The following is a 24,647-nucleotide window of genomic DNA, read 5'->3' on the forward strand; positions in this document are numbered from 1 at the left end:
GAGTGGAAAAATTCAAGCGTAAAGTCTTCTACCTGGGCGGTTTCGATCCCAGAGGTGTCCGATTCTATCATCAGATGTACCGCGAACAGGCGCTCGTGCATGAGCGTCATTCGGGGGAGCATCTTATCGTCAGCGGACGACGATCGGGACCGGCCAGTTCCGCTCTCTGGACGGTGGAGAATGAGGCTGCCGGGGTGGTCACCGACTATGAATTCTTACGTTGGGAAGATTTGATCGGGAAGGTCTGGATTCGCAATCCGGCGCTGCTGGTCTGGCGATCTATAGCGACGTATCTTGCACATGCGCGCTTCATGCAGTTCGGGCGAATGCTGAAATTGCGGCGTGGCCCTGTCATCACCATCCTCTATCCGCCGATATTGGGCGTGTTGATTCCGCTGATCCTTGCGCTGGTCGCGGGGCTTGCGCTGGGACTGGTCCTGCCAACTTGGGCGGCGGCACTGATCGGCCTTGGCATCGGCATCGCAGCTTCAGGCAAACCTCTCGCCAAGCTGGTCGTGCCATGGTTGCTGCGCTTCATGTATTTCAATCATCGGCTGGCGGCGGGCGGACCGGGGATGGAGCTGGACGCGCGGATCAACGATTTCGCCGACCGGATCGCTGCCCAACTCGACGAACCCTATGACGAGATATTGCTCCTTACCCACAGCAATGGCACGATCCTGGGCATGACGCTGATGCGACGCATCCTGGAGCGGCGCGGCGGGCGTGTACCCGACAGTTTCACGCTGGTGACGCTGGGACAGGTGGTCCCGGTGGTGGCCCTGCGGAAGGATGCGCGCTGGTATCATGACGATCTGCGCGCGCTGGCGGACAAGCATTTCCGGCTGGTCGATATATCATCGCCCCCCGACGGCGCAGCCTATTTCGACGTGCATCCATTTCGGCTGGTCAGCGGGGCCAGCCGCCCGCATGTCGAACTGCTGTCACCGCGCTTCCACCTGTTCTACACGCCTGAAAATTATCATAGCGGCTGGGCGAACAAATATCAGGCGCATTTCGATTATCTGCGGGTCGGCGATCGCCTGTCCCCCATCGATTTCATCGGCCTGACGGCCAGCCGCCGGACGATCGACCAGTCGATCGCGCAGTTCAGGACGATTCCTTGAAACAGCCCTTCACCCCGCCCTATCCCGAACCGCCCAAAAACAAGCGTACCCGGATCAAGCGCTTCCTGACCGGCTGGCATAGCTGGATCCATGTGCTGTTCGAGAAAAGCTATACGATGAAGATGGGCGAAATCCGGATGCCCGGCCAGATCATGTATATCGCCAACGAACTGCCGCTGGTGGACAAGATATTGCGCGGCGGCACCGCCTATCCCAAGCATCGCGAACTGGTCCGCAACCTGTCGCCGTTGATCGGCAACAGCGTCTTTTCGGCCAATGGCGAGGATTGGGAAAATCAGCGGGCGATGGTCAATCCGGCCTTCGCCCATACCGCGCTGACCAAGTCGATGCCGCTGATGGTCGCGGCGGCGGATGACCTGCTGGCGTGGATCGACGCGGCCGACAAAGCCAAGCCAGTCGACATTGATCCACTGATGACCCATGTCGCGGCGGACATCATCTTTCGCACGCTGTTTTCGCAAGCGCTGGACGCGGAGCGATCGCTCATCATTCACAACGCCTTTGGCAAGTTTCAGCGACTGGCCCATTCCGCCTCCATGCTGCGGCTCTACGGCCTGCCCGCGCGCTGGTTCGAGAAACGCTCGCAGAGGCCCGCCGAGGATATTCATGCCGTTTTCCGGCCAGTGGTGCGGGCGCGTTACGACGGCTTTCATGACGCGGGCGAAGCGCCCCATCGCGACATTTTGCAGTCGCTGATCGAGGCGAAGCATCCCGAAACCGGCGAGCCCTTCACCTTTCAGCAGGTGATGGACCAGGTGTCGACCATCTTTCTGGCGGGGCATGAAACGTCGGCCAGCACCATGACCTGGGCGCTCTATATGCTGGCGGAATGCGCGCATATTCAGGACCGTGTTCGGGCGGAGGTCAGCAGCCTCGCTGGCGACGCCCCGCTGACCGCAGCGATGCTCAAGGAAATGGGCGCGGTGCGCAATGTCTTCCGCGAGACGCTGCGCCTCTATCCGCCCGTTGCCTTCTTTCCCCGCGAAGTGCCCTGCCCGATGGACATGCGCGACAAGCATCTGGAGGAGGGCGCGATGCTGGTGGTCGCTCCCTGGCTGACCCAGCGCAACAAGGATAATTGGGCCTGCCCCCATGCTTTCGATCCCGACCGGTTCGACGATCCCGCCAATGCCGAGATGACCAAGCAGGCCTGGTTTCCCTTTGGCCGGGGACCACGCGTATGCGTGGGCGCGGGTTTCGCGCAGCAGGAGGTGATGACGGTGATCGCGTCCGCCGTGCGGCGCTATCGCCTGTCCGTCCCACCCGGTTTCAAGCCCGAGCCTATCAGCCGCCTGACCATTCGCCCGCGCACCGGCATGACGCTGATGTTCGAGGCGGTCTAAGCGCCTACCGGCATCACATCGACCATCGCCCGAATGGTCTGACCCGACCCGCCGACAAACAATCCATCGATCGGCGCGACATCGGCATAGTCGCGGCCCATCGCCACGAACAGATGCGCGTCGCCGGTGATGCAGCCATTGGTGGGATCGAAGCCGACCCAGCCACGTGTCGGGCCACACCATAGCATCACCCAGGCGTGCATCGCATCCGCACCGATCAGGCGCGGCCTGCCCGGCGGCGGATCGGTGCGGAGATAGCCGCTGACATAGGCGGCGGGCAGCCCCGCCAGACGCAGCGCGACCACCATCACATGGGCGAAATCCTGACAGACGCCGTGACGGGCGGCAAAGGCCTCCTCCACCGGGGTGCGGGCATTGGTGGCGAAGGGGACATAGGCGAATTCGGTTTTGATCCGCTGGGCAAGGTCGAGCGCAGCGGTGACTATGGATCGCTCCGGTTCAAGTGCCTGTCCCACCCATGCGCCGATTTCGGCCAGCAGCGGCGCACGCGGCGAGGCGTAAAGATAATGGGCCGGTGCGCGGGCACCTATATCGCGGTCGTTGAGTGCCGCCGTCGCCACAGTCCCGATCGTGGGATCGTCGGACTGCGGCGTGATGGGTGCGGAATTGACGCCAGCGCGGAACCGGCTTTCGATGGAGAGCTGGGTCAACGGGCTGTCGATCGCCACCCGCACGACATGGACTGGCCAGGCGGCCGCCCGCTCCTCCAGCAGATGCGGCGCTGGATCGACAGTCAGGCCATAATCCGCGGTCCATTGCCCCGGCCAGGCAGCGGGGCGCAGGCGCAGGTTGAAGCGCGCCAGCCGCACCCGCGCGCCATAGCGCACCAGCGTTCGATGCCGCACCTCATAGATCATGAGAGGAGGTCCGCCCCGTCCACTTTCTCCGCCCGCCGCACGTCCAGGAAATAGCGCTGGGCGACGGCATCGGAGAGCGCCAGAAGCTGGGATTCGACGTCGAAAATATCGCCCATCCCCATATCATCCCCGGTCATGGGCGTGAGACGCGCAACCAGTGCGCCCGCCAGTCGCTGGGGCGGCTCCGGCATTCCACCGACCGCCAGCGTCGGCAGGGCAGCGATATGATCGGCCATGCGCGCGACCTGAAAAGCAAGTGCGCGCGGGTTGTGCGGTTCCAGCATCACCATGTCGCGCACCGGGCGGACAGAGGGGCCGGTCAGATAGCGATTGCGGTAGGATAGCTGGCTGTCGTTGAGGTCGAGCAGCACCGTCAAATCATCGGCAGAGGCTTCATCCGCGCCGAATGTCGCGGCCAGACGGCAGCCATTGACCGCACGCTCAATCCGGCGGCCAAGGTCGTGGAAGCGCCATGCCTCGGTCCGCCCCATATTTTCGGCAGCAAGGCCCGACAGCGCGGAAATGCGATCGATCAGTTGCGAGGAGGCGTCGAGCAGCGTCTCCGATACCGCTCCGTCGAGGGCCGGAAGGGGCCGCCGGATCAATCGCCAGAAATCTATGGCCAGCCGATCGCGCAGACCTTCGCCGATATTGGCGACCGATGCCATCATGGACCGGACGCTTCCCGGTTGCATCGGATCGCCCAGCGCGGTGGCGCAGAGTGCCGCGAGCGGGGCATTGCGATCGCGCACCGCGCCCCATAGTACGAGTTGATCAACCAGCCGTCGCATTGTCGGCGCGGCAAGGGCGGGGCCAAGATCCGCCTCGATCGACCCACCGAGAATGGCGCGGATCATGCGCAGGGTCATTTCCGCCCGCTCGATATAACGGCCCAGCCAGAAGAGATTATCCGCCGCCTTGGCCGGCAGCATTCCACCGATGCGCCGGATGGCGGGCGTGCCGCCGGTGCCCAGCAACGTGTCGGGGGGGACAGGCTGCGCGTCGAGGACGCACATATCGGCGGACATATCCCCTTCGCCCATCAGCGCAGCGCGAATGTCGCCATGAGCCGCCAGCCGCGCGAAACCGCCGGGCATGATGCGCCAGCCCCCCTTGTCGTCACGCGCCACGAAGACGCGCAGGGTGAAGGGCAGCGGGGTCAGGCGTCCGTCGACGATGGCGGGCGTGGTGGACAGGCGAACGACCTCCTGCCCCACATAATCCATCGGCCGCCGCTCCATCGCCGCCAACAGACGCGCACGGGCGTCAGGGGTCAGCGTGGAACCCGGCGCGGAGCGCACCCCGTCCAGCCCCGCCGCCTCACGACCGAATGCCGAGCCAATGACCAGATCATCCAACCGCTCCGCGACATAGGCGCGCTCCGACGGCTGACCGCACCACCAGGTCGCGATGTTGGGCAGGAGCAGCGACTCCCCCAGCAATGCACGCGACAGGCGCGGCAGGAAGGCGGCGAAGGCGCGCGATTCGATGACGCCCGCACCGGGCCAGTTGGACAGCATCAGGCCGCCGCGCGCGCAGGCGTCGAACAGGTCGGGGACGCCGATCCGCGATTCTCCGTCAAAAGCCAGCGGATCAAGGAAGCGGCTGTCCATCCAGCGCCACAGGCCATCAACCCGTTTCAACCCTTCGATGGTGCGGACGAAGGCCTGTCCATCGGTCACGACCAGATCGTCGCCCTCTACCAGCACGAAGCCCAGATAGCGGGCGAGATGCGCCTGCTCGGCATAGCTCTGGTTGAAGCGGCCCGGCGTCAGCAAACCGATGCGCGGATCGCTGCGCGCGCAGTCGGCGGCAAGGCCCGCGCGCAGGTCGGCGAAGAAGGGCGCGAGGCGGCGGCTGTTCATCGCCCCCAACAGATCGCCCGTCGAGCGCGACATGGCCAGCCGGTTTTCCAGCGCATAGCCGACGCCGACGGGAGTGCGAACCCGGTCGGCCAGCACCCGCCACTCACCGTCCGGCCCGCGCGCGAGATCGGCGGCGTAGAAATGAAGGTGATGCCCCGCAGGCGGCGGCGCGCCGTTCATCACCCGCCAGTAATGCAGGCTGCCGGTCACGACCGACGCGGGCAGGCGTCCATCGGCGATCAGCGACTGGGCGCCGTAAATATCGGCGATCACCCGTTCGAGCAGGTCCGCGCGCTGGGCCAGACCGCGCTCTATCCCCACCCATTCGTCCGCATCGATCAGCAGCGGCACGGCGCTGAGCGGCCAGGCACGCTCCTGCTCATCCCCGGTGACACGGAACGCCATGCCCAGATCGACGGCCTGATGCGCGACCTTTTCGGCCAGCGCCGCCGGATCGCCCTGCGCCACGCTCGACAGGCGCGCGAACAGGGTCCGCCAATGGTCCGACAGCGCACCCGTGGCGGACGCCGCCATGTCGCCAACGGGCGCGGACGCCAGATAGGCCTGCGCCCAGTCCGAGACCGGGGTTGTCGCTGCCATCACGCCCACATCAAAGGCCGTGGGGATTGAAACGCAGGTCCAGCGTCATCGGAAACTCCCCCGCGGGTTCGGGCGGCGGCATCTCCACCGGACCCGGCGTATGGCCATGATCCTGAAAGCGCGCCTTGCGCCGCGATTCCGCCTCATAGCTGTTGATCGGCACATCATCATAATTGCGCCCGCCCGGATGCGCCACATGATAGACGCAGCCGCCCAGCGACCTCCCGCTCCAGCTATCGAGCACATCGAAGGTCAGCGGCGCATTGGCGGGCAGGTTCGGGTGCAGGCAGTTGGCGGGCGCCCATGCCTTATAGCGGACGCCGCCCACCCCTTCGCCCGGAACGCTGGTCGGGGTCATCGGCACCCGGCGGCCGTTGCAGGCGATGATGTGCCGCCCCGCGACCAGACCCGTCGCGCGGACCTGCAACCGCTCGGTCGAGCTGTCGACATAGCGCACCGTGCCGCCGATCGCGCCGGTTTCACCCAGCACGTTCCACGGTTCGAGCGCATGGGTGATCTCCAGCCCGACGCCGCCCGCATCGACCGCGCCGTGGGTGGGGAAGCGGAACTGCCGCTGCGCCTCGAACCAGTTGGGGTCGAAATCATAGCCCGCGCCGCGCAGGTCGGAGAGGACTTCCAGGAAATCGGCCCAGACGAAATGCGGCAGGAAGAAGCGGTCGTGCAGCGCCGTGCCCCAACGCACCAGACTGCCCTGCTGCGGCTCGCGCCAGAACCAGGCGGTGAGCGCGCGCAGAAGGAGTTGCTGCGCGAGGCTCATCTGCGCGTCTGGTGGCATCTCGAACCCGCGAAACTCGACGAGGCCGAGGCGTCCGGTCGGGCCATCGGGCGAGAACAGTTTGTCGATGCAGATTTCGGTACGGTGGGTATTGCCGGTCACGTCGACCAGCAGGTTGCGGAACAGGCGATCGACCAGCCAAGGGGGTGGCATGGCGCCTTCGCCGGGTTTCGGGACTTGAGCGAGGGCGATTTCCAGTTCGTACAGGCTGTCATGCCGGGCCTCGTCAATGCGGGGGGCCTGACTGGTGGGGCCAATGAAGAGGCCGGAAAAGAGATAGCTGAGCGCAGGATGCCGCTGCCAGTAGAGGACGAAGCTCTTCAGGAGATCCGGACGGCGGATGAAGGGGGAATCATTGACCGTCGCGCCGCCAAGGACGAGGTGATTGCCCCCGCCGGTGCCGATCGAGCGCCCGTCGACCATGAATTTGTCGGCGGTCATCTCCGTCAGTCGCGCATCGTCATAGACCCCTTCGGTGATCGCCACCGTCTCGGCCCAGCTTTTCGCGGGCTGGATATTCACCTCGACCACGCCGGGGTCGGGCGTGACCTTCAGCACCATCAGGCGCGGGTCGGGCGGCGGCGCATAGCCCTCGATCCGCACGGGGATGCGGGTGGCTTCCGCCACCCGCTCGACCTCAGCAATCAGTTCCAGATAATCGTCCAGCGCCTTTACCGGGGGCAGGAAGACCGACAGGAAATTGCCGCGCGGCTCGACCGTAACGGCGGTGCGCACCGCGCCCTCGATAAAGACCTGCTCGACCCGTTCCTGCTGTTCGGCCTGCGCGGTTTCGATCCGCTGGGCGGCCTGCTCCCGGAAATCAGGGAGCGGTTCGCGCGGTTCGCTGCCGTCCTGGGCGTGGATATAGGGGAAGTCGGATGGCGGCACATAGGGCAGCGTGCCGAGCGGCAGGCGATAGCCCAGCGCCGAATCGCCGGGCACCGCGAACAGGCCACGGCGGCGCACCTTCCACACCTCGCTCTGCCAGCGGGGCACGGAGACTTCGCTCTGCCAGCGCTGGATGGGCAGGACATAGCCGACCGTCTTGGACAGCCCACCCTCGAACGCGCGGACCATGCGGCTGCGTTCCTCGGGATTGTCGAATTTGGGATCGCCGGGCGACACATTGTCGGGCAGTTCGGCTTCCTTGACCGACCAGGCGAGCGTGTCTTCATAGACGGGTTGCACATAGTCAGCCTCGACGCCCAGACCATTGGCCAGGGCGTAAAGGAACTGCCCGGCCATTTCCGGCGTCACGGTCGCGTCGCCTGCTTCCGGCTCGCCCGCGATCAGGCTGACGTCGCGCCAGACGGGGGTGCCGTCGGTGCGCCAATAAATGGAATAGCCCCAGCGCGGCAGGCTTTCGCCCGGATACCATTTACCCTGTCCATGATGGAGCAGCGCGCCCGGCGCGAAACGGTCGCGCAGGCGGCGGATCAACCGGTCGGCATAGCCCGCCTTGGTCGGTCCCACCGCGTCACCATTCCATTCGGACGCCTGGGGATCGTCAATCGCGACGAAGGTCGGCTCGCCCCCGGTGGTCAGGCGCACATCCTGCGCGGTCAAATCGGCATCGACCTGCTCGCCCAGCGCCATCAGCGCGTTCCAGCGCACATCGGTGAAGGGCTTGGTGATCCGCACCGCCTCGGCAATACGGCTGACGCTCATCTCGAAGGCGAAATCGACTTCCGCCGGTTCGGCCATGCCGGTGATCGGCGAAGCGGAGCGAAAATGCGGCGTGGCGCAGAGCGGGATATGCCCCTCGCCTGCAAACATGCCCGATGTCGCGTCGAGCGCGACCCAGCCCGCGCCGGGCACATAGGCCTCTGCCCATGCGTGCAGGTCGACCACGTCCTGCGTAACGCCCTTTGGCCCCTCGATCGGTTCGACATCGGCGACAAGCTGGATCGAATAGCCGGAGACGAACCGCGCGGCGAAACCCAGACGACGAAGCAACTGGACCAGCAGCCAGGCGCTGTCGCGACAGGAGCCGATGCCGACCTCCAGCGTTTCCTCGGGCGTCTGCACGCCCGTTTCCATGCGGATGACATAGCCTATCCGCTGCTGGAGCCGTGAATTGACGTCGACCAGAAAGTCGATGGTCCGGCCTGAAAAATGGCGATGCTGCTCCACCAGCGCATCGAATTGCGCGCCCTGCGGTTCGACATCGAAATAGGCGGCAAGATCGGTTCTTAGCTGGTCGTCATAGGCGAAGGGGTAAGTCTCCGCATAAGGCTCCACGAAGAAATCGAAGGGGTTGATGATGTCGAGATCAGCCAGCAGATCAACCTCGATCGAGAAATGATCGACCGGATCGGGAAAGACGACCCGCGCCAGCCAGTTGCCGTGTGGATCCTGCTGCCAGTTGAGGAAATGATTCTGCGGCTCGATCTTCAGCGCATAATTGGGCACCTTGGTCCGGCTGTGCGGGGCCGGGCGCAATCGAATGACCTGCGGCCCCAGCCGGATCGGACGGCTGTAGCGATAGGCGGTGAGGTGGTGCAAGGCGGCTTTGAGCATGGCATTATCAGACGCCAGCACTTGCTGCGTTGCAATATCTAATTGCACCGCCCCGCATATTAGGGTGCCTTAGTTAGCGGCCGGTCGCCTTACCCAGCGGTGTCGCGAGTGCAAGATCGGGGCGAACCGGCAGCACCCTGCCAGAAACGGGCAGGTTCAGCGCCTTGAGCGCACCCGCGACCAGATCCGCCACGCCCCTCGCGCCCAGTTCGCTGAAATGGGTGTCGTCGGCGATCCCCTTGGGAAAGGCGGCGACGCCATCCTGCGCGCCAAAATGGAGATAATAGGCGCGTGACTTTTCCTGTCCCGCCTTATCGACCCAGGCGCGCGACAATGCCTCCAGGTCGATGAGCGGGGTGGCCGTCTTTGCCGCAAGGTCGCGGACAACGGCGGAATAGTCGGCGAAATCCGCCTTCGCCTTGCCATCCGCCCCGAAGGACCGCCGCGCTACCGGCGTCAGCAACACTGGCGTCCCGCCTGCGCCCCGCACGCTCCAGATAAAGCGCAGCAAATTGTCGCGATAGTCGGTGGTGGGCGCGGCGAAGCGTTCGGGCTTTGCCTTATAGGCGTCGTTATGGCCGAACTGGATCAGCACCGTATCGCCGGGTTGCAGATCTTTCATCAACGCATCCCAGCGCCCCTCCGCGATGAAGGTGCGGGTCGAACGCCCGCCCATCGCATGGTTGCTGACGCGGACATCGGGGGACAGACCGCAGGAAAGCATCATACCCCAGCCGGTCTGGGGATATTTGTCCTGCTTGTAATTGGACGCAGTCGAATCCCCAGCGATCAGGATGCTGCTACCCGGCGGCGCGGCCTGGGCGGTGGACGCGGCCAGCCAGAGTGTCGCGGCGGTCAGGGCGGCGGTGGAGAAAAGGGTGCGAGACATTATTTACCTTCTTCGCTGACTGGCAGGGCGCGGGACAGATGCGGCGGCTGGTTATAGGCGCTGTTCTGCCAGGCGATGCCGGCGCGATAGACCGGATCGTGCATCAGCGTCGGCATTCGCAGCGTCGTGGGCCACGGTGTGGTGTAGATGCGCAACTCGCTGCTATCGGTGTTGCGCACAACCAGTTCCTCACGCCAGTCGCCCACTATGTCGGCAGAAAGGGCAGGGTTCTGCTTTGTGCCGTTGTTCGATTCAACGCCCTCCGGTCGGAGCAGCGGGCGTTCGATCCCGGCCTTCCAGTCCCATTTGTCGATGCGTGTGCCGTCGAGCAATTCGCGCAACGCGTCGCCATCCCACCATATGGCGAAATTGGCGGCCTTCGGATGCCCGCCGGGGATGACATTCCCCTGCGCATCCCACAGATCGGGCGAATTGCTGGCCCAGCTTTCCGCGCCGGGATGGCGCGGGTCGATGTCGATGGCGAGGCCGCGCCCGGTATCCTTGTCGGCAGGCTTCTTCCACAGCACTTCGCCGGTGCGCGCGTCCAGCATGGCCGCCCCGATATTGCCATTCGATCGCATATCCTCATGCACGCCGAATTTCTCAAGGCCCGGACGGGCGGGGTCGAGGTCCGACACATGCATGGCGTCGCCATGGAACAGGCGAGCGGTCCAAAGCCCCTTGCCATCATCATCCACCGCCATCGAGCCGTAGAGGATTTCGTCGCGGCCATCGCCGTCGACATCGGCCACCGACATCTGGTGGTTGCCTTGCCCGGCATAGGCGGCGTTGCCCGGCGCGCTGCTGTCGAACAACCAGCGCTGGGTCAGCTTGCCGCCACGCCAGTCCCACGCCGCGATGGTGGAGCGGGCATAATAGCCACGTGCGAAGATCAGGCTGGGCTGCTTGCCGTCAAGCCAGGCGACCGACGCAAGATAGCGTTCCGACCGGTTGCCATAGCCATCGCCCCACAATTTCGTCAGTCCCTCCGTGGAAGGGTCGGCGTCGGGCGAGCGGGGTGGCGAATAGGGGGCGGTGGCGAGCGCCTTGCCGGTCGCCCCCTCAAACACCGTCAGAAATTCGGGACCGGAGAGAATGCGACCCTTACGCTGCGCGACCTTCGTGCCGTCAGGCAGGATTGTCGCGCCGGTACGGTCGGCTTGCGGCAGATTGCCCTCTCCCCCGCGCCAGTCGGCTTTGTCGTCGCCAATCACCTTGCCCGCGCCGTCGACCGTTCCGTCTGCGGTCTTCATGGCGACCTCCGCCCGGCCATCGCCGTCGAGGTCGGCGACCATGAATTGGGTATAATGGGCGCCCGAACGGATGTTCCGGCCAAGATCGATGCGCCACAGTCGCTTGCCGTCCAGCGTATAGGCGTCGATCAGCGTCTCCCCGGTATAGCCCGAAAAAGCATTATCCTTGGCGATCGAAGGATACCATTTGACGACGAGTTCATAGCGGCCGTCGCCGTTCAGATCACCGACGCTGACGTCGTTGGCGCTGTAGCTGTAGCGCTCGCCATCGGGCGTGGTGCGGTCCGCCGGGCGATCGAGCGGGATGGCCAAAGTGCCATCCTTCCATGGGGTCATCCCCGTTCCTTTGGGTCGGGCGCTGCCTTCGGTCAGGGCGTAGCGGGATGTGGCCGTCCCCTCTCGATCATGCACGCTAGTCGCGTCCTTGCCGCCGATCCGGGCGATCGCGCGACCGTCGCGCCAGAGGGTGAAGCGCGTGCCGGGCCGGTCAGTGGCGAGCAGGCGCCAGGAAATATGATTGCCCTGCCCGTCATTGGCGGCAAGCGCGACCAGCGCGCGGTCCAGCCGTTCGACCTGCCGCCCGCCGACCAGCGGGGGCATAGCGGCGATGGCAGGACATAGGCCGGTCAATGCAGCAGCAGCAAGCAAGGCGGTTTTCTTCAAGACCCTCTCCCTTTTTCATTAACGATGGAATTGCCATTTTGGCGATCCATCACCCTCAGAATGTCCACAATATGAACGTCATGTTATAAATGTGAACTTTTTTGTTGTCAGCCGCAATAAATCAGATAATTGAGAATGCAAATACGCATCGAAGCGAAAACGGCGGATGGGGATCCGCCGGGGAATAAGAGGGAGGATCTGAACGTGAAGGCGTTTTTCAACACCGCTATTGGCCGCAATTCCGTGTCAGCGCTGGCGCTGACCGTCGGCGCACTGACCGCATCGTCCGCGCTGGCGCAGGAGGATGGCGCGAAGGAGGCCATCACCGCCGCCCCCGTCGATCCAAGCGACATCGTCGTCACCGGCACCCGCGCTTCGCTGCAATCAGCGATCGCGCGCAAGCGTAACGCGGGCACGGTGGTCGATTCGATCGTTGCGGACGATATTTCCAGCTTTCCCGACAAGAATGTGGGCGAAGCGCTGTCGCGCATCACCGGCGTTCAGCTGAACCGCGATTTCGGCGAGGGCTTTCAGGTGTCGATCCGCGGCGTCGAGCCGCAGCTCAACCGTATCGAGATCAACGGCGTCAGTCAGCAGTCCGCCACCGGCGAACGCGGCGGCGACTTCCGTGAATTACAGGTCGAACTGGTGAAGTCGATCGACGTGTGGAAGGGCTATACCGTCGACCTGACCGAAGGCGGCATCGGCGGCACGGTGAGCGTCGAGACGCGCCGTCCGCTGGAAATCGTCAAGCCGATTTTCGTCATCAAGGCCGAAGCCCAGCGACTGGACCTGACCGAAACCTGGAAGCCCCGCTTCAACATTACCGCCGCGCGCAGCGATTTGCTGGGCGGGCGGCTGGGCCTGTTGGTCAACGTCACCCACAATCAGGTCGACACGCGGCAGGATTATGCATCCAACACCAACTGGAACCGGCTGGCCGATTTCGACCGGTCGGGCGAAAAGACGGTCGCCAACGCGGCTTATGCCGATTTCGGCAGCTATGAGAGTTGCGCGGGCGTGACCGGCGCGACCGCCCCGGTCGCAACCGCCAATCGGCTGGCCTGCGAAACCCAGTTTTTCGACTGGGCGCCCACGATCGCGCGCTATCGCACGCTGGACCGGACCGACAAGCGCACCTCCGCCGATTTCCAGGCGCAGTTTCGCGTCACCGACAATTTCGACATCTGGGGCCAGACGACCATCAACAATCGCGCCCAGCGGCTGCGCGATACCAATTATTCGATCAATGCCGACCGGTTCGAGCGGTTCAACTATGATCCGGCGCTCGCCGCCAATGGCGCTGGCGCAACGTCCCGCCCGCGCATCACGCCCGGCACCTTCACGATCGACGAAGAAAGCCACACCGTCACAAACTGGCTGACGCAGCTCAACGGCCTGAATGTCGGCACCGCCGCCGCGCCCAATTATAATGGCGCGAACGGCATCGTCAGCGTCCAGCGCCGCGATTTCCGCTATGACCAGAAGACCAAATATTACCAGACCGGCTTCAACTGGACGCTGGGACGGTTAAAGGCCATTGGCATGGCGTCGAGTTCCAAGGCTCGGTTGCTCAGCAACACCAATCTGGTGGGCCTGTCGACCGGCGTCAGCGGCATCACCGTCGATCGCAGCAATGACCTGGGCATTCCGATCTTCAACTTCCCCGGCAATTTCGATCCGTCGGACCCCAATGTCTATGCCGACCTGACGCGCACGGGCGCGAATGGGCAGTTGCTCAATGTGTCCGGTCCCAACGTCCAGTATCGCCCGCAGGATTCCGGTTCGAGCGAGAAGCAACTGAAGCTGGACGTCGATTATGACACCGGCGGCCTGCTGCCCTTCATCTCCAGGATCGAGGTGGGCGGTCAATATCGCGACCAGAGCTATTATTCCTACACCGGCGGCGGCGCGCGGCTGTTGCAAGCCGCGGTGACGGCGGTGCCGGGCGCCGGCATCCCCGGATCGCCCGCCATCTACCAGACCAGCGCCAATGTCAGCACCGGGTCGGTGATCGGTCCGGTGCCAGCCTCCGGCGCGGCGGCGGGCACCATCTATCTGACGCCTCAGCAGTTCCAGCAGTTCGTGGCGAACAATGTCGGCGTGACCGGCGGCGCGCCACTGTTCACGGGCCTGAAGGGCGCCCCCGATGGCGCGCCGGACCGGCTGGCCATCCCGCTGTTCAATAATGCCGCCCTGTCGCAATATTTCGACCTGTCCGGCTTTGACCAGGACCTGGTACGTTCCGCCGATGGCCTGCCGCAAATCCCGGCCTATATCATCGACGAGACGATTGCGTCGGGCTACCTCAAGTTCAATTTCGATCAGGATATTGGCAGCATGAAGCTGTCGGGCAATTTCGGCCTGCGCTACACACGGACCAAGGATAGCGGCACCAGTTCCAACACCCGCCGCGAAACCCGCATCCGCCCCGGCACCGGCCAGGTGGTGAACGGCGTGCTGATCCCGGCGGTGCTGGAAACGGTGACGACGGCGGTGCAGGAAATCTCCATCAACAACACATATGACGACTGGCTGCCCGCCATCAACCTGTCGCTGGAGCCGATTCCCAACCTGTATATCCGCGCGACCTATGCCAAAAATATGGCCCGGCCCAAGGTCACGGACCTGTCACCGTCGATCAACTGCGTGTTCGACCTGACGGATTCGGCGGGGCTGGATGACGTCTGCATGGCGGGCAATCCCGACCTGCAACCCTATCGCGCCGATCAATATGACCTGAACGTCGCCTGGTATCCCAATGCCGATACGATGGTCAGCATCGGCTATTACTACAAGGATCTGAAGAGCTTCATTGTCGGCAACCAGACCCGTTCGGGCGTGGACCTGTTCGGCGACGGCATCACCTACACCGTTCGCCAGCCGATCAACGGCTTTGGCGCACGGCTGGACGGGATCGAGGCGAGCGCCCAGACGGTGCTGAGTTTTCTGCCCGCGCCGTTCGACGGGTTCGGTGTGTCGGGTAACATCACTTACTCACGAGCGCTGGAAACCGGCCTCACCAACCAGGCGACCAATGAAGAGCTGAAGCAGTTCCCCGGCCTGTCGAAATTCACCTACAATGCGCGTATTTTCTACGACAAGGACTGGTTGCAGGCGAGCCTGACCTATAACCGGCGCACAAGCTGGCTGGATTCCGCGTCCAGTTCCACCAACGCCAACAGCCCGATCTTTCGTCGCGGCGAGACGTTCATCGACGCCAAGATCCTGTTCCGCCTGACCGACCAGTTCCAGGTGTCGGTGGAAGCGCTCAATCTGGGCAAGGAATTCAGCAAGACCTACATCGATGCGTCCAAGCCGCTGGAATATTATTATCCCGGCCGCCGCATCTTCCTGGGCGCACAGATGAAATTGTAATTGCCCCTCCCCTCCCTTGGGGGCATCCTTCGCGCTCGGCGGGCATCAGCCCTCCGGGCGCGTTTCTTTTGGAGCAAGTGCGCGCCTTAATACCAAATTGCCGCTTCCCCCCTGCGCCGGGCGGGCTTAACAGCATAAGGAATGTGGCAACTTTTCCAATTTCCGCTCTGTCCCTTTTCCCGCAAGGTCCGGCTCCTGCTCGGCGAGAAAGGCGTGGGTTATGATCTGATCCGCGAATCGCCCTGGGCGATGCGGGACGAGTTTCTGGACATGAACCCCGCCGGCACCACCCCCGTCATGATGGACGAGGAAAAGGGGATCACCCTGCTCGACAGTCAGGCAATCTGCGAATATTTCGAGGAGACGGTGGAGAAGGTGCCACTGATCTCCGGCACCGCCGCAGGACGCGCCGAAGTACGGCGGCTAACCGCCTTTTTCGACCAGAATTTCTATGCTGACGTGGTCGGCCCGCTGCTGCACGAGCGGATGAAGAAGCGGCTGGTCGAGCGGGCTTCCCCCGACGCCCGCGTGCTGCGCGAGGCGATGAAGCGGGCCAACGTCCATATGGATTATATGGATTATCTGCTGGACCATCGCAGTTGGATGGCGGGCGGCACACTGAGCCTCGCCGACATCACGGCGGCGGCGCAATTGTCGGTCGCCGACTATCTGGGCGGGATCGACTGGCAGGGACATGAAACGGTCAAGCGCTGGTATGCCGGGTTCAAGTCGCGCCCTTCGTTCCGGCCATTGCTCTCCGAGCGGATGGAAGTGATCGTACCGCCGCCCCATTATGAGAAGCCGGATTTTTAAGGCTGAGGAGAAGGCGACGGGTGGATTGGAGACAGGCGGCTTGTAAGCGCGGACGCCGGAAAGCGGACCTTCTTACCAGATGGCGCTGACCTGCATGTCAACGCGGGTCGGAGCCGATGAAAGAAACACAACAAGCGGGTTCTTAAAGAAACCGCCGCACCCAAACAGTCCGGCCCGTATTGTAAGGGCTGAACCAACTCGATCTAATCTAACGGGTCCGCGCAGGCCTCCGATGAACGACGGCACGACATTGCGGATGAGGAACGGCTTCCCGTATTGCGCTGATTGTGTTGGCATTTCGCCAGCCAACTCTTCTGCGTGAGTAAAGGTCAGCGCAACAATCTCCGCATCATTGAGTAGCGCAACTGCTCGCTCTCGTTGACTTTGGACGACCTCGTGGACTGCATCGTTGGGAACAGCATTTCTCTCACCCTCAAGCGGAGGGCGATTTGAGATCCAGTCGCCATACCTATCAATATCCGGCGGACAATTAGACCAAGCTTCAATCAAGATCGGGCTTGCGGAATGCTTTTGCGCGCCTACTGGCCCATGCGCGAGAAAGATCGCCGAAGCGGCAATGAGCAGAAAATCTCTCCAGATCATTTTCAGCTATTAGCTGGCACTCTCAACGGCGACAAGGACGGGTTTTGGCAATGATCGTCCGAAACTGGTCGCCCCTGATAATCCAGCGCATGTCCTCTAATGGTCGGTCCCCGCCAGTCCCACAACCTAAACCCGCGCCCGCACCGCATCCTGCGCGCCATAGCGGGTCAGATAGTCCAGTTCCGCCGTCGGTCGGGCCAGATGAAAGCCCTGGAACAGCGTACAGCCGATCACGCGCAGCAGGTCCATCTGGTCCTGGCTCTCGACCCCCTCGACCACCACTTCCATGCCCAGCCCCTGGATCAGACCGACGACCGCGCTGCATATGGTGCGCGCTTCGGCGGAATGGGCGATGTCGCGGACCAGGCTGCGGTCGATCTTCACGATGTCGACCGGCAACTCTTTCAGGCGCGACAGGTTGGAATAGCCGGTGCCGAAATCATCAATCGCGATACGCACGCCATCGGCGCGCAGCGCGGCCAGTTGCTCCAATATCCGGGTGTCCAGATCCATCGCCAGCGTCTCGGTAATCTCCAGTTCCAGCAATGACGGGGGCGTGCGGTGGGTCGCCATGGCATGGCGCAGGCGCAGGAAGAAATCGCCCTGCCCCAGTTCCCGCGTAGAAATATTGATGGCGATCCGCTGGTTCACGCCCTGCTGATGCCAGCGCGCGGCTGTCTCGCACACCCGGTCCATCACCCAGTCGCCCAGCGCGACGATCACGCCGCTCTCTTCGGCCACCGGCACGAAAAAGCCGGGCATGATGAGGTCGCGTTCGGGATGAATCCAGCGCACCAGCGCCTCTGCCGTAACCGCGCGGCCGCTGATGATTTCGATCTGCGGCTGAAATTCCAGCAGGAACTCCTCGCGTTCCAGCGCCAGCAACAGGTCGCGCTCCAGTTCGGCTCGGTCGGATGCTTCCAGCGCCAGTTCTGTGGTGAACATTTCGGCCCGGCCCCGGCCCTCATGCTTGGCATGATACATGGCGATGTCGGCGGCGCGCAGCAGGGCGGACAGGCTGTCGCCATGGTCGGGAAAGCAGGCGATGCCGATGGACGCGCCCAGTTCGACATGCTGGCTGCCAAGGTCGAACCGCTCGCCCAGCGCGAACTGGATGGCGCGGGCGATCCGCAGCGCCGCGTCGCGATCGGGCAGGTTGGGGAAGAACATCGTGAACTCATCACCCGCCAGCCGCCCAATCACGGCGTCGCCGGTGCCGTTGGCGACCTGCGCCATCACCACTTCGCGCAACCGTCCGGCGACGCGCGCCAGCAACTGGTCGCCCGCCGCATGGCCCAGCGTGTCGTTGACGCCCTTAAAGCCATCAAGGTCAATGAAGAACAGGGCAGCAGGCCGCTCACCCTCCTGCTCGATCAGCAGGCGTTCGACCTGGCGGCAGAAGCTGGTGCGATTGGCAAGGCCGGTGATCTGATCGAACAGGGCCAGCGTCTGGACATGGTCCAGGTTGGTACGCACCTGGCTGAACAGGCTTTCCATCGCCACCGACAGATCGGGCAGTTCAAGGCCGATCGGGGCGGGGACGTGCGATTGCAGGTCGCCATGGGCCGCCGCCAGCAGGCGCTCAGTCGCGGCATCGATGGCAGTGGCAGTCAAGGCGGTGGTGCGCTGTGCAGAGGCCCAGCTCAGGGTGCCGCATAATATGGCGATGATCAGCGACCGGCCGATGCTCATGACATCGCCCTGATCGCCGCCCAGCAGCAACGACAGGATGAACACCACGGCGCCCGCGCCGGCGGCGAAGGCAGCCGCGCGGCTCTTCACCGTCACGCCCTGTATTGATCCTTTTGCCCCGATGTTCAACATCCCGCTCGCCAGCCATGCAATCGGGAGGTTATGCGGGAGGGTGGTTAAGAAAGTGTCAGTGGCTGGCGCCGCAGGCCGCTATTTTTTGCGACGCAATATCACATAGAGGGCGCCGTCGCCGCCGTGGCGGGGATGGGCGACGCGGACACTGGCGATGGCGTCGGCATGAGGGCTGGTCTGGAGCCAGTGGCCGATCTCGGCGCGGATCGCGCCGCGGTGGGAATTTGAACTATTATCGTTTCTTTGCCGTGGTTTGCCGGTCACGACCAGCAGCGTGCGAACCCCCTGAGCCAGCGCGCCAGCCAGCGCCCGGTTCAGGTGAAGATGGGCTGCCGTCAGGTTGTGGCCATGCAAATCGATCGACATTTCGGGCGCCAAAGTCCCGCTCCGCACCCGCTTTTCCCAGCTACTGTCAAGCACCGGGACGGGTAAGCGAGGCGACGGGCCGTGCCGTTGCTGCGGTGCAGCGCGCGTTAACACAATGTCGTCTTTGGGCGGTGGGTGAGCGCTTGCCGGCTCAGCAGTCAGCGTTGCAGGCGCGCTCTTGCCGTGCATGATCCGAACCGTGCGCGCAACTTTGGCCCAGAGTGCCTGTTCGTCCGCTGTGAGCCTGCGCCCGGCCACCGCTCCGGCTTATGGGTTGCGGGCAGGGGCGCCGGAAAGGCGCGCATAAGCGCCGATCGGCAGCAGCAGCAAGGCGCTGCCCCGCGCCGACATGCCGCCCGCAATGGACCGCGCCCGATCGCCTGCGCCCCAGAAACTGTCGAAGCGGTTGGCGCCCTTGATTGCGCCGCCGGTATCCTGTGCGATCCAGATGCCATTGGGTTCTGCCCGGTCGAGCGACAGCAGCACCGGCGCGCCCAGCGGCACATATTTTGGGTCGGTCGCGACGGTCGCTTCCGGCGTCACCGCCACGCCCAGCGCGCCCAGCGGCCCGGCGCCGGTCAGTTCACGGAAAAAGACGAAGCTCTTATTCTCGTTCATGATCGCCGCGCCCTCGACCGGATTGGCGCGCAGATAGGCCATGATGTCCTGCATCGATCCGGCCTGGATCAGCCCGCGATCCTTCATCAGCTTGCCGATGCCGGTATAGTCGCGGCCATTCTGCCCGTCATAACCGATCCGCATGACGCCGCCATCGGGCAGGCGCAGCCGTCCGCTGCCCTGCACCTGAAGGAAGAAGAACTCGATCGGATCGGCGGCCCAGGCCAGTTCCAGACGGCGCCCGGCCAGCGCGCCGCTGACGATCTGGGCGCGTTCGTCATAGGGTATGAAATTGCTGCCCTGCACCTTGCCCCGGATCGTCTTGCCCTTCAGCGCGTCGCTGAACTGGCCCAGATTGACGTCGATCAGGTCGGTGGGACGGCGATAGATCGGCACCTCATAGCCCGACCGCTGATCCCGCGATCCGCTGATCTCCGGTTCATAATAGCCGGTGACAAAGGCCTTCCCATCGCCGACCTGCACCGCCTCGAAATAGCGGGAGAAAAAGGCCGCCGCGCTGCTTTCGGGCCAACTGCTCGCCGCCGCGCAGGCGTTGTTCCAGTCGGCGCCGCGCGTCAGGCCGCTCTGGTCGATGCGCCGCATCAGGGCAGGGCAGGAAATACGGAAGGCAGCGAGCGCCGCGAGCGCCCGTTCTCCGGACGGTATCAGCGTGTCGATCGCCGGGCCAGGCGTCAGGCCCGCCGTCACCGCGTTGGCGGTATCGGCAGACTGGACGGCGGATGGCGGCGTGACGGGCAGAGCAGGGCGCGGCGTTGCCGGAACGGGCCGCGCAGCATTTTCACCGGAAGGTCCAGTTGGCGGCGTCGGCGCGGGTCCGGTCGAACCGGGTGGGATCATGCCGCCCGAACAGGCCGACAGCAATAGCGCCACACCCAGCGCGACGCCGGGGCGCCGCACGCCCCCCAACCCCACGCCCAACTGTCGCAGGATCATGCTTCGTCGGTTTCGCTGAGCTTCCAGTTGGGATCGGCGCTGCGGATATCGCGGCTGAACGTCCAGACGTCGTTGGTGCCGACCGCATCGGTCATCGACCCGGCGACGACGGTGCCATCCTTGTCGCGAGTGACGGCGGCAATGTCCGCCTCGAACCGCAGGGCGATCTCGGCCATCCGGCCATCAACGCTGGCCTCGATAATCTGCGCCTTTTCGATTCGCACGACGCGGTTGTCGAGCACATGGCCCTGCGCCTCGCGTGCGGCGATGGCTTCCTCGAACGAGGCCAGCACATCGGCATCGCACAGCCATGCCAGTTCCTCGCGATCGCCACGCCAAAAGGCTTCCAGCACCATCTTGTAGGCGGACTTGGCGCCTTCCACGAACTGCGGTACATCGAAATTGCGGTCGGCGGCGATGAGCGCACGCATGCCAGCTTCCGCACCGGGCGCGATCATACCTTCGACAAAACGCGCGGCTTCAGGCGCAGCTTCGCCAGTCGAGCGGGGCTGCAGCACCGCAACTTTGGCGCGATCATCGGCGGATCGCGGAGCGGGCTGCTGCTCGTGCCCGGTGCGCTTGCCCAGGACGGAATAGAGCCGCAACGCCAGAAAACCGGCAATCATGGCAAGGATGACGATGGCATACACTTGGGTGGACATCCTTCGGTCAGGAAACAATCAAACCTGAACATAGGCATATTCGTGCAACTATTCAAATGCCCCTTCTGGCTAGCGCACGCCATTGCCCTCATCGGCCTGCACTGCTAAGCGCGCGGGCTTGGTCGACGGTTCCATACCGGGCCAGTCAACAGGGATTTTCAAGGAACGATCATGGCCGACGAAGCCGATACCATCCAGAATGACGCCGTGGCCGCCAATGGTGCGGACAACAGCCCCCAGATCGCGCTGATCAGCCAGTATGTAAAGGATCTGTCGTTCGAAAACCCGAACGCGCCGGCCGTTTACCAGTGGCAGGAACAGCCCGCAATCGACGTGCAGTTCAACATCGGCGCCGATGCCGTTGGTGAAGACGTCATCGAAGTCTCGCTGAAGATTGAGGTCAAGGCCACCACCAGCCAGGGCACCGCTTTCGCGGTCGAACTGGTCTATGGCGCACTGTTCGGCTTCCGTAACGTACCGGAGGACCAGGTTCAGCCCTTCATGCTGGCCGAAGCGCCGCGTCTTGCCTTCCCCTTCGCCCGCCGCGTGCTGGCCGATGCCGTGCGTGACGGCGGCTTCCCGCCGCTGCTGCTCGACCCCATCGATTTCGGCCAGCTCTATATGCAGCAGGCGATGGCGGCCCAGGCAACCGAGACGCCGCTCGGCAACGCCTGACATCTTGGTCCTCACGTCCGTTCGGGCTGAGCCTGTCACAGTCTCGTCCATCAGCACGAACGGATAGCGGGGTTTTTCCATGGGCCTGTTAAGAGCCACCAGCACGATCGGCGGCCTGACGTTGATCAGCCGCATATTGGGCATGGTCCGCGACATGCTGGTCGCGCGCTTTCTGGGCGCGGGGCTGGCGTCGGACGCCTTTCTGATCGCCTGGCGCCTGCCTAACCTCTTCCGCGCGCTGTTCGCGGAAGGGGCCTTCGCCGCCGTCTTCGTGCCAATGTTCAACCGCACGATGGCAGAAGGGGACAAGGCTGATCCGGGCAGTGGCAAGGCGGCGGCGGTCGCCTTTGCCGGGCAGATCCTCTCGGTCCTTTTTCCCTTCCTTGTCGTCTTCACGCTGCTGATGATGGCGCTCACCGCGCCTGTCGTCTGGGCGATGACCGGCGGCTTCCCCGATGGCGGTCCGGAAAAGTTCGACCTTGCGGTCAACCTCACCCGCATCACCTTTCCCTATCTGGCCCTCATCAGCATCGTCTCGCTGCTGGGCGGCATATTAAACTCGCTCGACCGTTTCTGGGTGAACGCGGCAGCGCCGGTGCTGCTCAACATCTGCATGATCGGCGCGGTCCTGTTCTTCCGGGGCGATACGCCGGTCGAGACAAGCTATACCCAGGCCGTCGCCGTGACGATTTCGGGTCTCATGCAACTGCTCTGGCTCATCTGGGCCTGCCGCCGCGCGGGCGTCACCCTGCGCCTTGGCCTGCCGCGCCTGTCGCCTTCGGTAAAGCGTCTGCTGGTGCTGATCGGCCCGGCTGCGCTGGGCGCGGGCGCGATCCAGTTCAACCTGTTGATCTCCACCAGCCTCGCCGCGCGTTTCCTTCCGCAAGGGGCCGTCAGCTATCTTTATTATGCCGATCGCCTCAACCAGTTGCCGCTAGGCCTCATCGGCATCGGCGTCGGCACCGCGATCCTGCCTGCCCTCTCGCGCCAGATCGGCAGCGGCAATGAGGATGCGGCCAGCCATACCCAGAATCGGGCTATGGAACTGGCGCTGTTCCTTGCCCTTCCCGCCGCCGTCGCGCTCTGCATTTCCGCCACGCCGCTGATCCGGGGCTTGCTCCAGCATGGCGCCTTCACCGCCGCCGACACGATCGGCGCGGCGGGCGCGCTTGCGGCCTTTGCCGTGGGCGTCCCGGCCTATGTGCTGATCAAGGTGCTGACGCCGGGCTTCTATGCGCGACAAGATACCAAGACGCCGGTACGCGTCGCCGTCTTCTCAATGCTGTTCAACCTTGTCGGCAATCTGACGCTCATCTGGCATTTTGGCCATGTCGGCGTCGCCATTTCCACTGCCATCGCCGCCTGGGTCAATGTGCTCATCCTCTACTGGCTACTACACAGGCGCGGCCAGTTGCGGATGGACGCGCGTTTCCGGGGCAAGGCGTTGCGAATCATCGCGGCGAGCGCGGCGATGGGCGTGGCGCTTTACTTCCTCAACCCGCTACTCGATCCGCATATGGCCAAGGGGCTGGCAGAACGCGTCATTGCCCTCGCCCTGTTGTGCGGCGTCGGCGGTCTGGTCTATGGGGCATCGGCGCTGGCCTTCCGGGCCTACGCCATTTCCGAACTCCGGGCGGCCTTCCGCCGTCCCTCCAGAGCGAGCTGAACCCGACATGCGCGTCCTTTCCGGCATCCAGCCGACCGGCAATCTTCACCTTGGCAATTATCTGGGCGCGATCCGCAACTGGGTACGGATGCAGGATGAGATGGATTCGCAAAGCGAGTGCTTCTTCTTCCTTGCCGACATGCACTCGATCACCGTGGCCGAAGAACCCGCTGCCCGCATTCGCCACGTCCGCGACATGGCGGCGGCCCTGATCGCGGCGGGCATCGACCCTGATCGCAGCGTGCTGTTCAATCAGGCGCGCGTCCCCGCCCATGCCGAGCTTTGCTGGTTGCTCAATGGCACGGCCCGGATCGGTTGGCTCAACCGCATGACCCAGTTCAAGGACAAGGCAGGCAAGAACCGCGAAGGCGCTTCGGTCGGCCTCTACGTCTATCCGGTGCTGATGGCCGCCGACGTCCTTCTGTACCAGGCGACCCATGTGCCTGTGGGCGAAGACCAGAAGCAGCATCTGGAACTCACCCGCGACGTAGCGACGAAGTTCAACGCCGATTTCGGCGTCGATCTGTTCACCATACCCGATCCGATCATCCCGAAGGAAAGCGCACGGATCATGTCCCTGCGCGACGGCACGGCGAAAATGTCGAAGTCCGACCCGTCCGATGCGAGCCGCATCAATCTGACCGACGACGATGATGCGATCATGGCGAAGGTGCGCAAAGCCAAGAGCGATCAGGAAATGCTGCCTGAAACGGCGGAGGGTCTGGCAGGCCGCGCCGAAGCCGCCAATCTCGTCGGCATCTTCGCGACCTTGAGCGGCGAAAGCGCCGACGCGGTATGCGCCCGTTTTGCCGGTCAGGGGTTCGGCGCGTTCAAGCCCGCGCTGGGGGAAGTGCTGGTCGAATCACTGCGTCCCATCCGCGAGCGGTTCCTGGCCCTGCGCGGTGACGACTCGGCCCTCGACGCCATTTTGCAAAAGGGCGCGGCTCGTGCCTCGGCAGCGGCAGAGCCGACGCTACGGGCGGCCTATGAAGCGATGGGCCTGATGCGCTGACGGATTTCGGGGGTGCGCGGCGTCTTTCTGGCACAGGAACAGACTCTGTGCGCCCATCCGACGGGTTGATGCGTTCAAACGATGTTCAGTTGCGTTTTGCTATTGCAGAGCGCAAACATGG

At 63.9% G+C, this 24,647-nt stretch carries 17 protein-coding genes; 7 read left to right on the forward strand and 10 right to left on the reverse strand.

Going from position 1 to position 24,647, the window contains the following annotated elements:
• Positions 1–2 precede the first annotated feature (2 nt).
• Both WFR25_RS24215 and WFR25_RS24220 read left to right on the forward strand, forming a co-directional pair.
• A complete protein-coding gene (locus WFR25_RS24215; RefSeq protein ID WP_336974401.1) occupies positions 3–1,127 on the forward strand; it encodes a hypothetical protein in 1,125 nt (374 codons plus the stop codon).
• Complete coding sequence (locus tag WFR25_RS24220; RefSeq protein WP_336974402.1) at positions 1,124–2,491, forward strand: cytochrome P450; 1,368 nt, start codon at positions 1,124–1,126, stop codon at positions 2,489–2,491. Before WFR25_RS24215 ends, WFR25_RS24220 begins: the two co-directional genes overlap by 4 nt.
• Here WFR25_RS24220 and WFR25_RS24225 read toward each other — a convergent pair.
• From WFR25_RS24225 to WFR25_RS24245, 5 genes are all read right to left on the reverse strand, one after another.
• Entirely contained in the window at positions 2,488–3,369 is an 882-nt protein-coding gene (locus WFR25_RS24225) for a transglutaminase family protein (RefSeq protein WP_336974405.1), read from the reverse strand. The two genes, WFR25_RS24220 and WFR25_RS24225, sit on opposite strands and share 4 nt — an antisense overlap.
• Positions 3,366–5,834, reverse strand: coding sequence for a circularly permuted type 2 ATP-grasp protein (locus WFR25_RS24230; RefSeq protein ID WP_336975037.1), 2,469 nt, complete (start codon positions 5,832–5,834; stop codon positions 3,366–3,368). The genes WFR25_RS24225 and WFR25_RS24230 overlap by 4 nt, the downstream gene beginning before the upstream one ends.
• 10 nt (positions 5,835–5,844) lie before the next feature.
• Entirely contained in the window at positions 5,845–9,150 is a 3,306-nt protein-coding gene (locus tag WFR25_RS24235; protein WP_336974406.1) for a transglutaminase family protein, read from the reverse strand.
• A 73-nt stretch (positions 9,151–9,223) separates the two neighbouring features.
• A complete protein-coding gene (locus tag WFR25_RS24240; protein ID WP_336974407.1) occupies positions 9,224–10,039 on the reverse strand; it encodes a rhamnogalacturonan acetylesterase in 816 nt (271 codons plus the stop codon).
• Positions 10,039–11,955: a rhamnogalacturonan lyase gene (locus WFR25_RS24245; RefSeq protein WP_473829113.1), complete on the reverse strand. Its 1,917-nt coding sequence runs from the start codon at positions 11,953–11,955 to the stop codon at positions 10,039–10,041. Before WFR25_RS24245 ends, WFR25_RS24240 begins: the two co-directional genes overlap by 1 nt.
• 204 nt (positions 11,956–12,159) lie before the next feature.
• Here WFR25_RS24245 and WFR25_RS24250 point away from each other — a divergent pair, with 204 nt between their 5' ends.
• Positions 12,160–15,333, forward strand: a complete 3,174-nt coding sequence (locus WFR25_RS24250) for a TonB-dependent receptor (protein ID WP_336974408.1) — start codon at positions 12,160–12,162, stop codon at positions 15,331–15,333.
• Between the two features lie 141 nt (positions 15,334–15,474).
• Positions 15,475–16,146 carry a glutathione S-transferase family protein gene (locus WFR25_RS24255; protein ID WP_336974409.1) on the forward strand — a complete coding sequence of 224 codons (672 nt, stop codon included), beginning with the start codon at positions 15,475–15,477 and terminating at the stop codon, positions 16,144–16,146.
• A gap of 72 nt (positions 16,147–16,218) precedes the next feature.
• Here the strand turns inward: WFR25_RS24255 and WFR25_RS24260 are convergent, their stop codons facing one another.
• The 5 genes from WFR25_RS24260 to WFR25_RS24280 form a co-directional block, all read right to left on the reverse strand.
• On the reverse strand, positions 16,219–16,749 hold the full coding sequence (locus tag WFR25_RS24260) for a hypothetical protein (RefSeq protein WP_336974410.1): 531 nt from the start codon (positions 16,747–16,749) through the stop codon (positions 16,219–16,221).
• 126 nt (positions 16,750–16,875) lie between these two features.
• A complete protein-coding gene (locus tag WFR25_RS24265) occupies positions 16,876–18,546 on the reverse strand; it encodes a putative bifunctional diguanylate cyclase/phosphodiesterase (RefSeq protein WP_336975039.1) in 1,671 nt (556 codons plus the stop codon).
• Positions 18,547–18,651: 105 nt separating this feature from the next.
• The gene (locus WFR25_RS24270; protein WP_336974413.1) at positions 18,652–19,197 is read right to left on the reverse strand and encodes a Smr/MutS family protein; all 546 of its coding nucleotides are present in this window, start codon (positions 19,195–19,197) and stop codon (positions 18,652–18,654) included.
• A 9-nt stretch (positions 19,198–19,206) separates the two neighbouring features.
• A complete protein-coding gene (gene mltA / locus WFR25_RS24275; RefSeq protein ID WP_336974414.1) occupies positions 19,207–20,511 on the reverse strand; it encodes a murein transglycosylase A in 1,305 nt (434 codons plus the stop codon).
• Positions 20,508–21,161: a Tim44/TimA family putative adaptor protein gene (locus WFR25_RS24280; protein WP_336975040.1), complete on the reverse strand. Its 654-nt coding sequence runs from the start codon at positions 21,159–21,161 to the stop codon at positions 20,508–20,510. The genes mltA and WFR25_RS24280 overlap by 4 nt, the downstream gene beginning before the upstream one ends.
• Positions 21,162–21,344: 183 nt before the next feature.
• Here WFR25_RS24280 and secB point away from each other — a divergent pair, with 183 nt between their 5' ends.
• From secB to trpS, 3 genes are all read left to right on the forward strand, one after another.
• On the forward strand, positions 21,345–21,848 hold the full coding sequence (secB, locus tag WFR25_RS24285; protein ID WP_336974416.1) for a protein-export chaperone SecB: 504 nt from the start codon (positions 21,345–21,347) through the stop codon (positions 21,846–21,848).
• Between the two features lie 79 nt (positions 21,849–21,927).
• Positions 21,928–23,514, forward strand: a complete 1,587-nt coding sequence (gene murJ, locus WFR25_RS24290) for a murein biosynthesis integral membrane protein MurJ (RefSeq protein WP_336974417.1) — start codon at positions 21,928–21,930, stop codon at positions 23,512–23,514.
• A 7-nt stretch (positions 23,515–23,521) separates the two neighbouring features.
• The gene (gene trpS, locus WFR25_RS24295) at positions 23,522–24,526 is read left to right on the forward strand and encodes a tryptophan--tRNA ligase (RefSeq protein ID WP_336974420.1); all 1,005 of its coding nucleotides are present in this window, start codon (positions 23,522–23,524) and stop codon (positions 24,524–24,526) included.
• Positions 24,527–24,647 lie beyond the last annotated feature (121 nt).

This window comes from Sphingobium aromaticiconvertens (assembly GCF_037154075.1).
GTDB lineage: Bacteria > Pseudomonadota > Alphaproteobacteria > Sphingomonadales > Sphingomonadaceae > Sphingobium > Sphingobium aromaticiconvertens.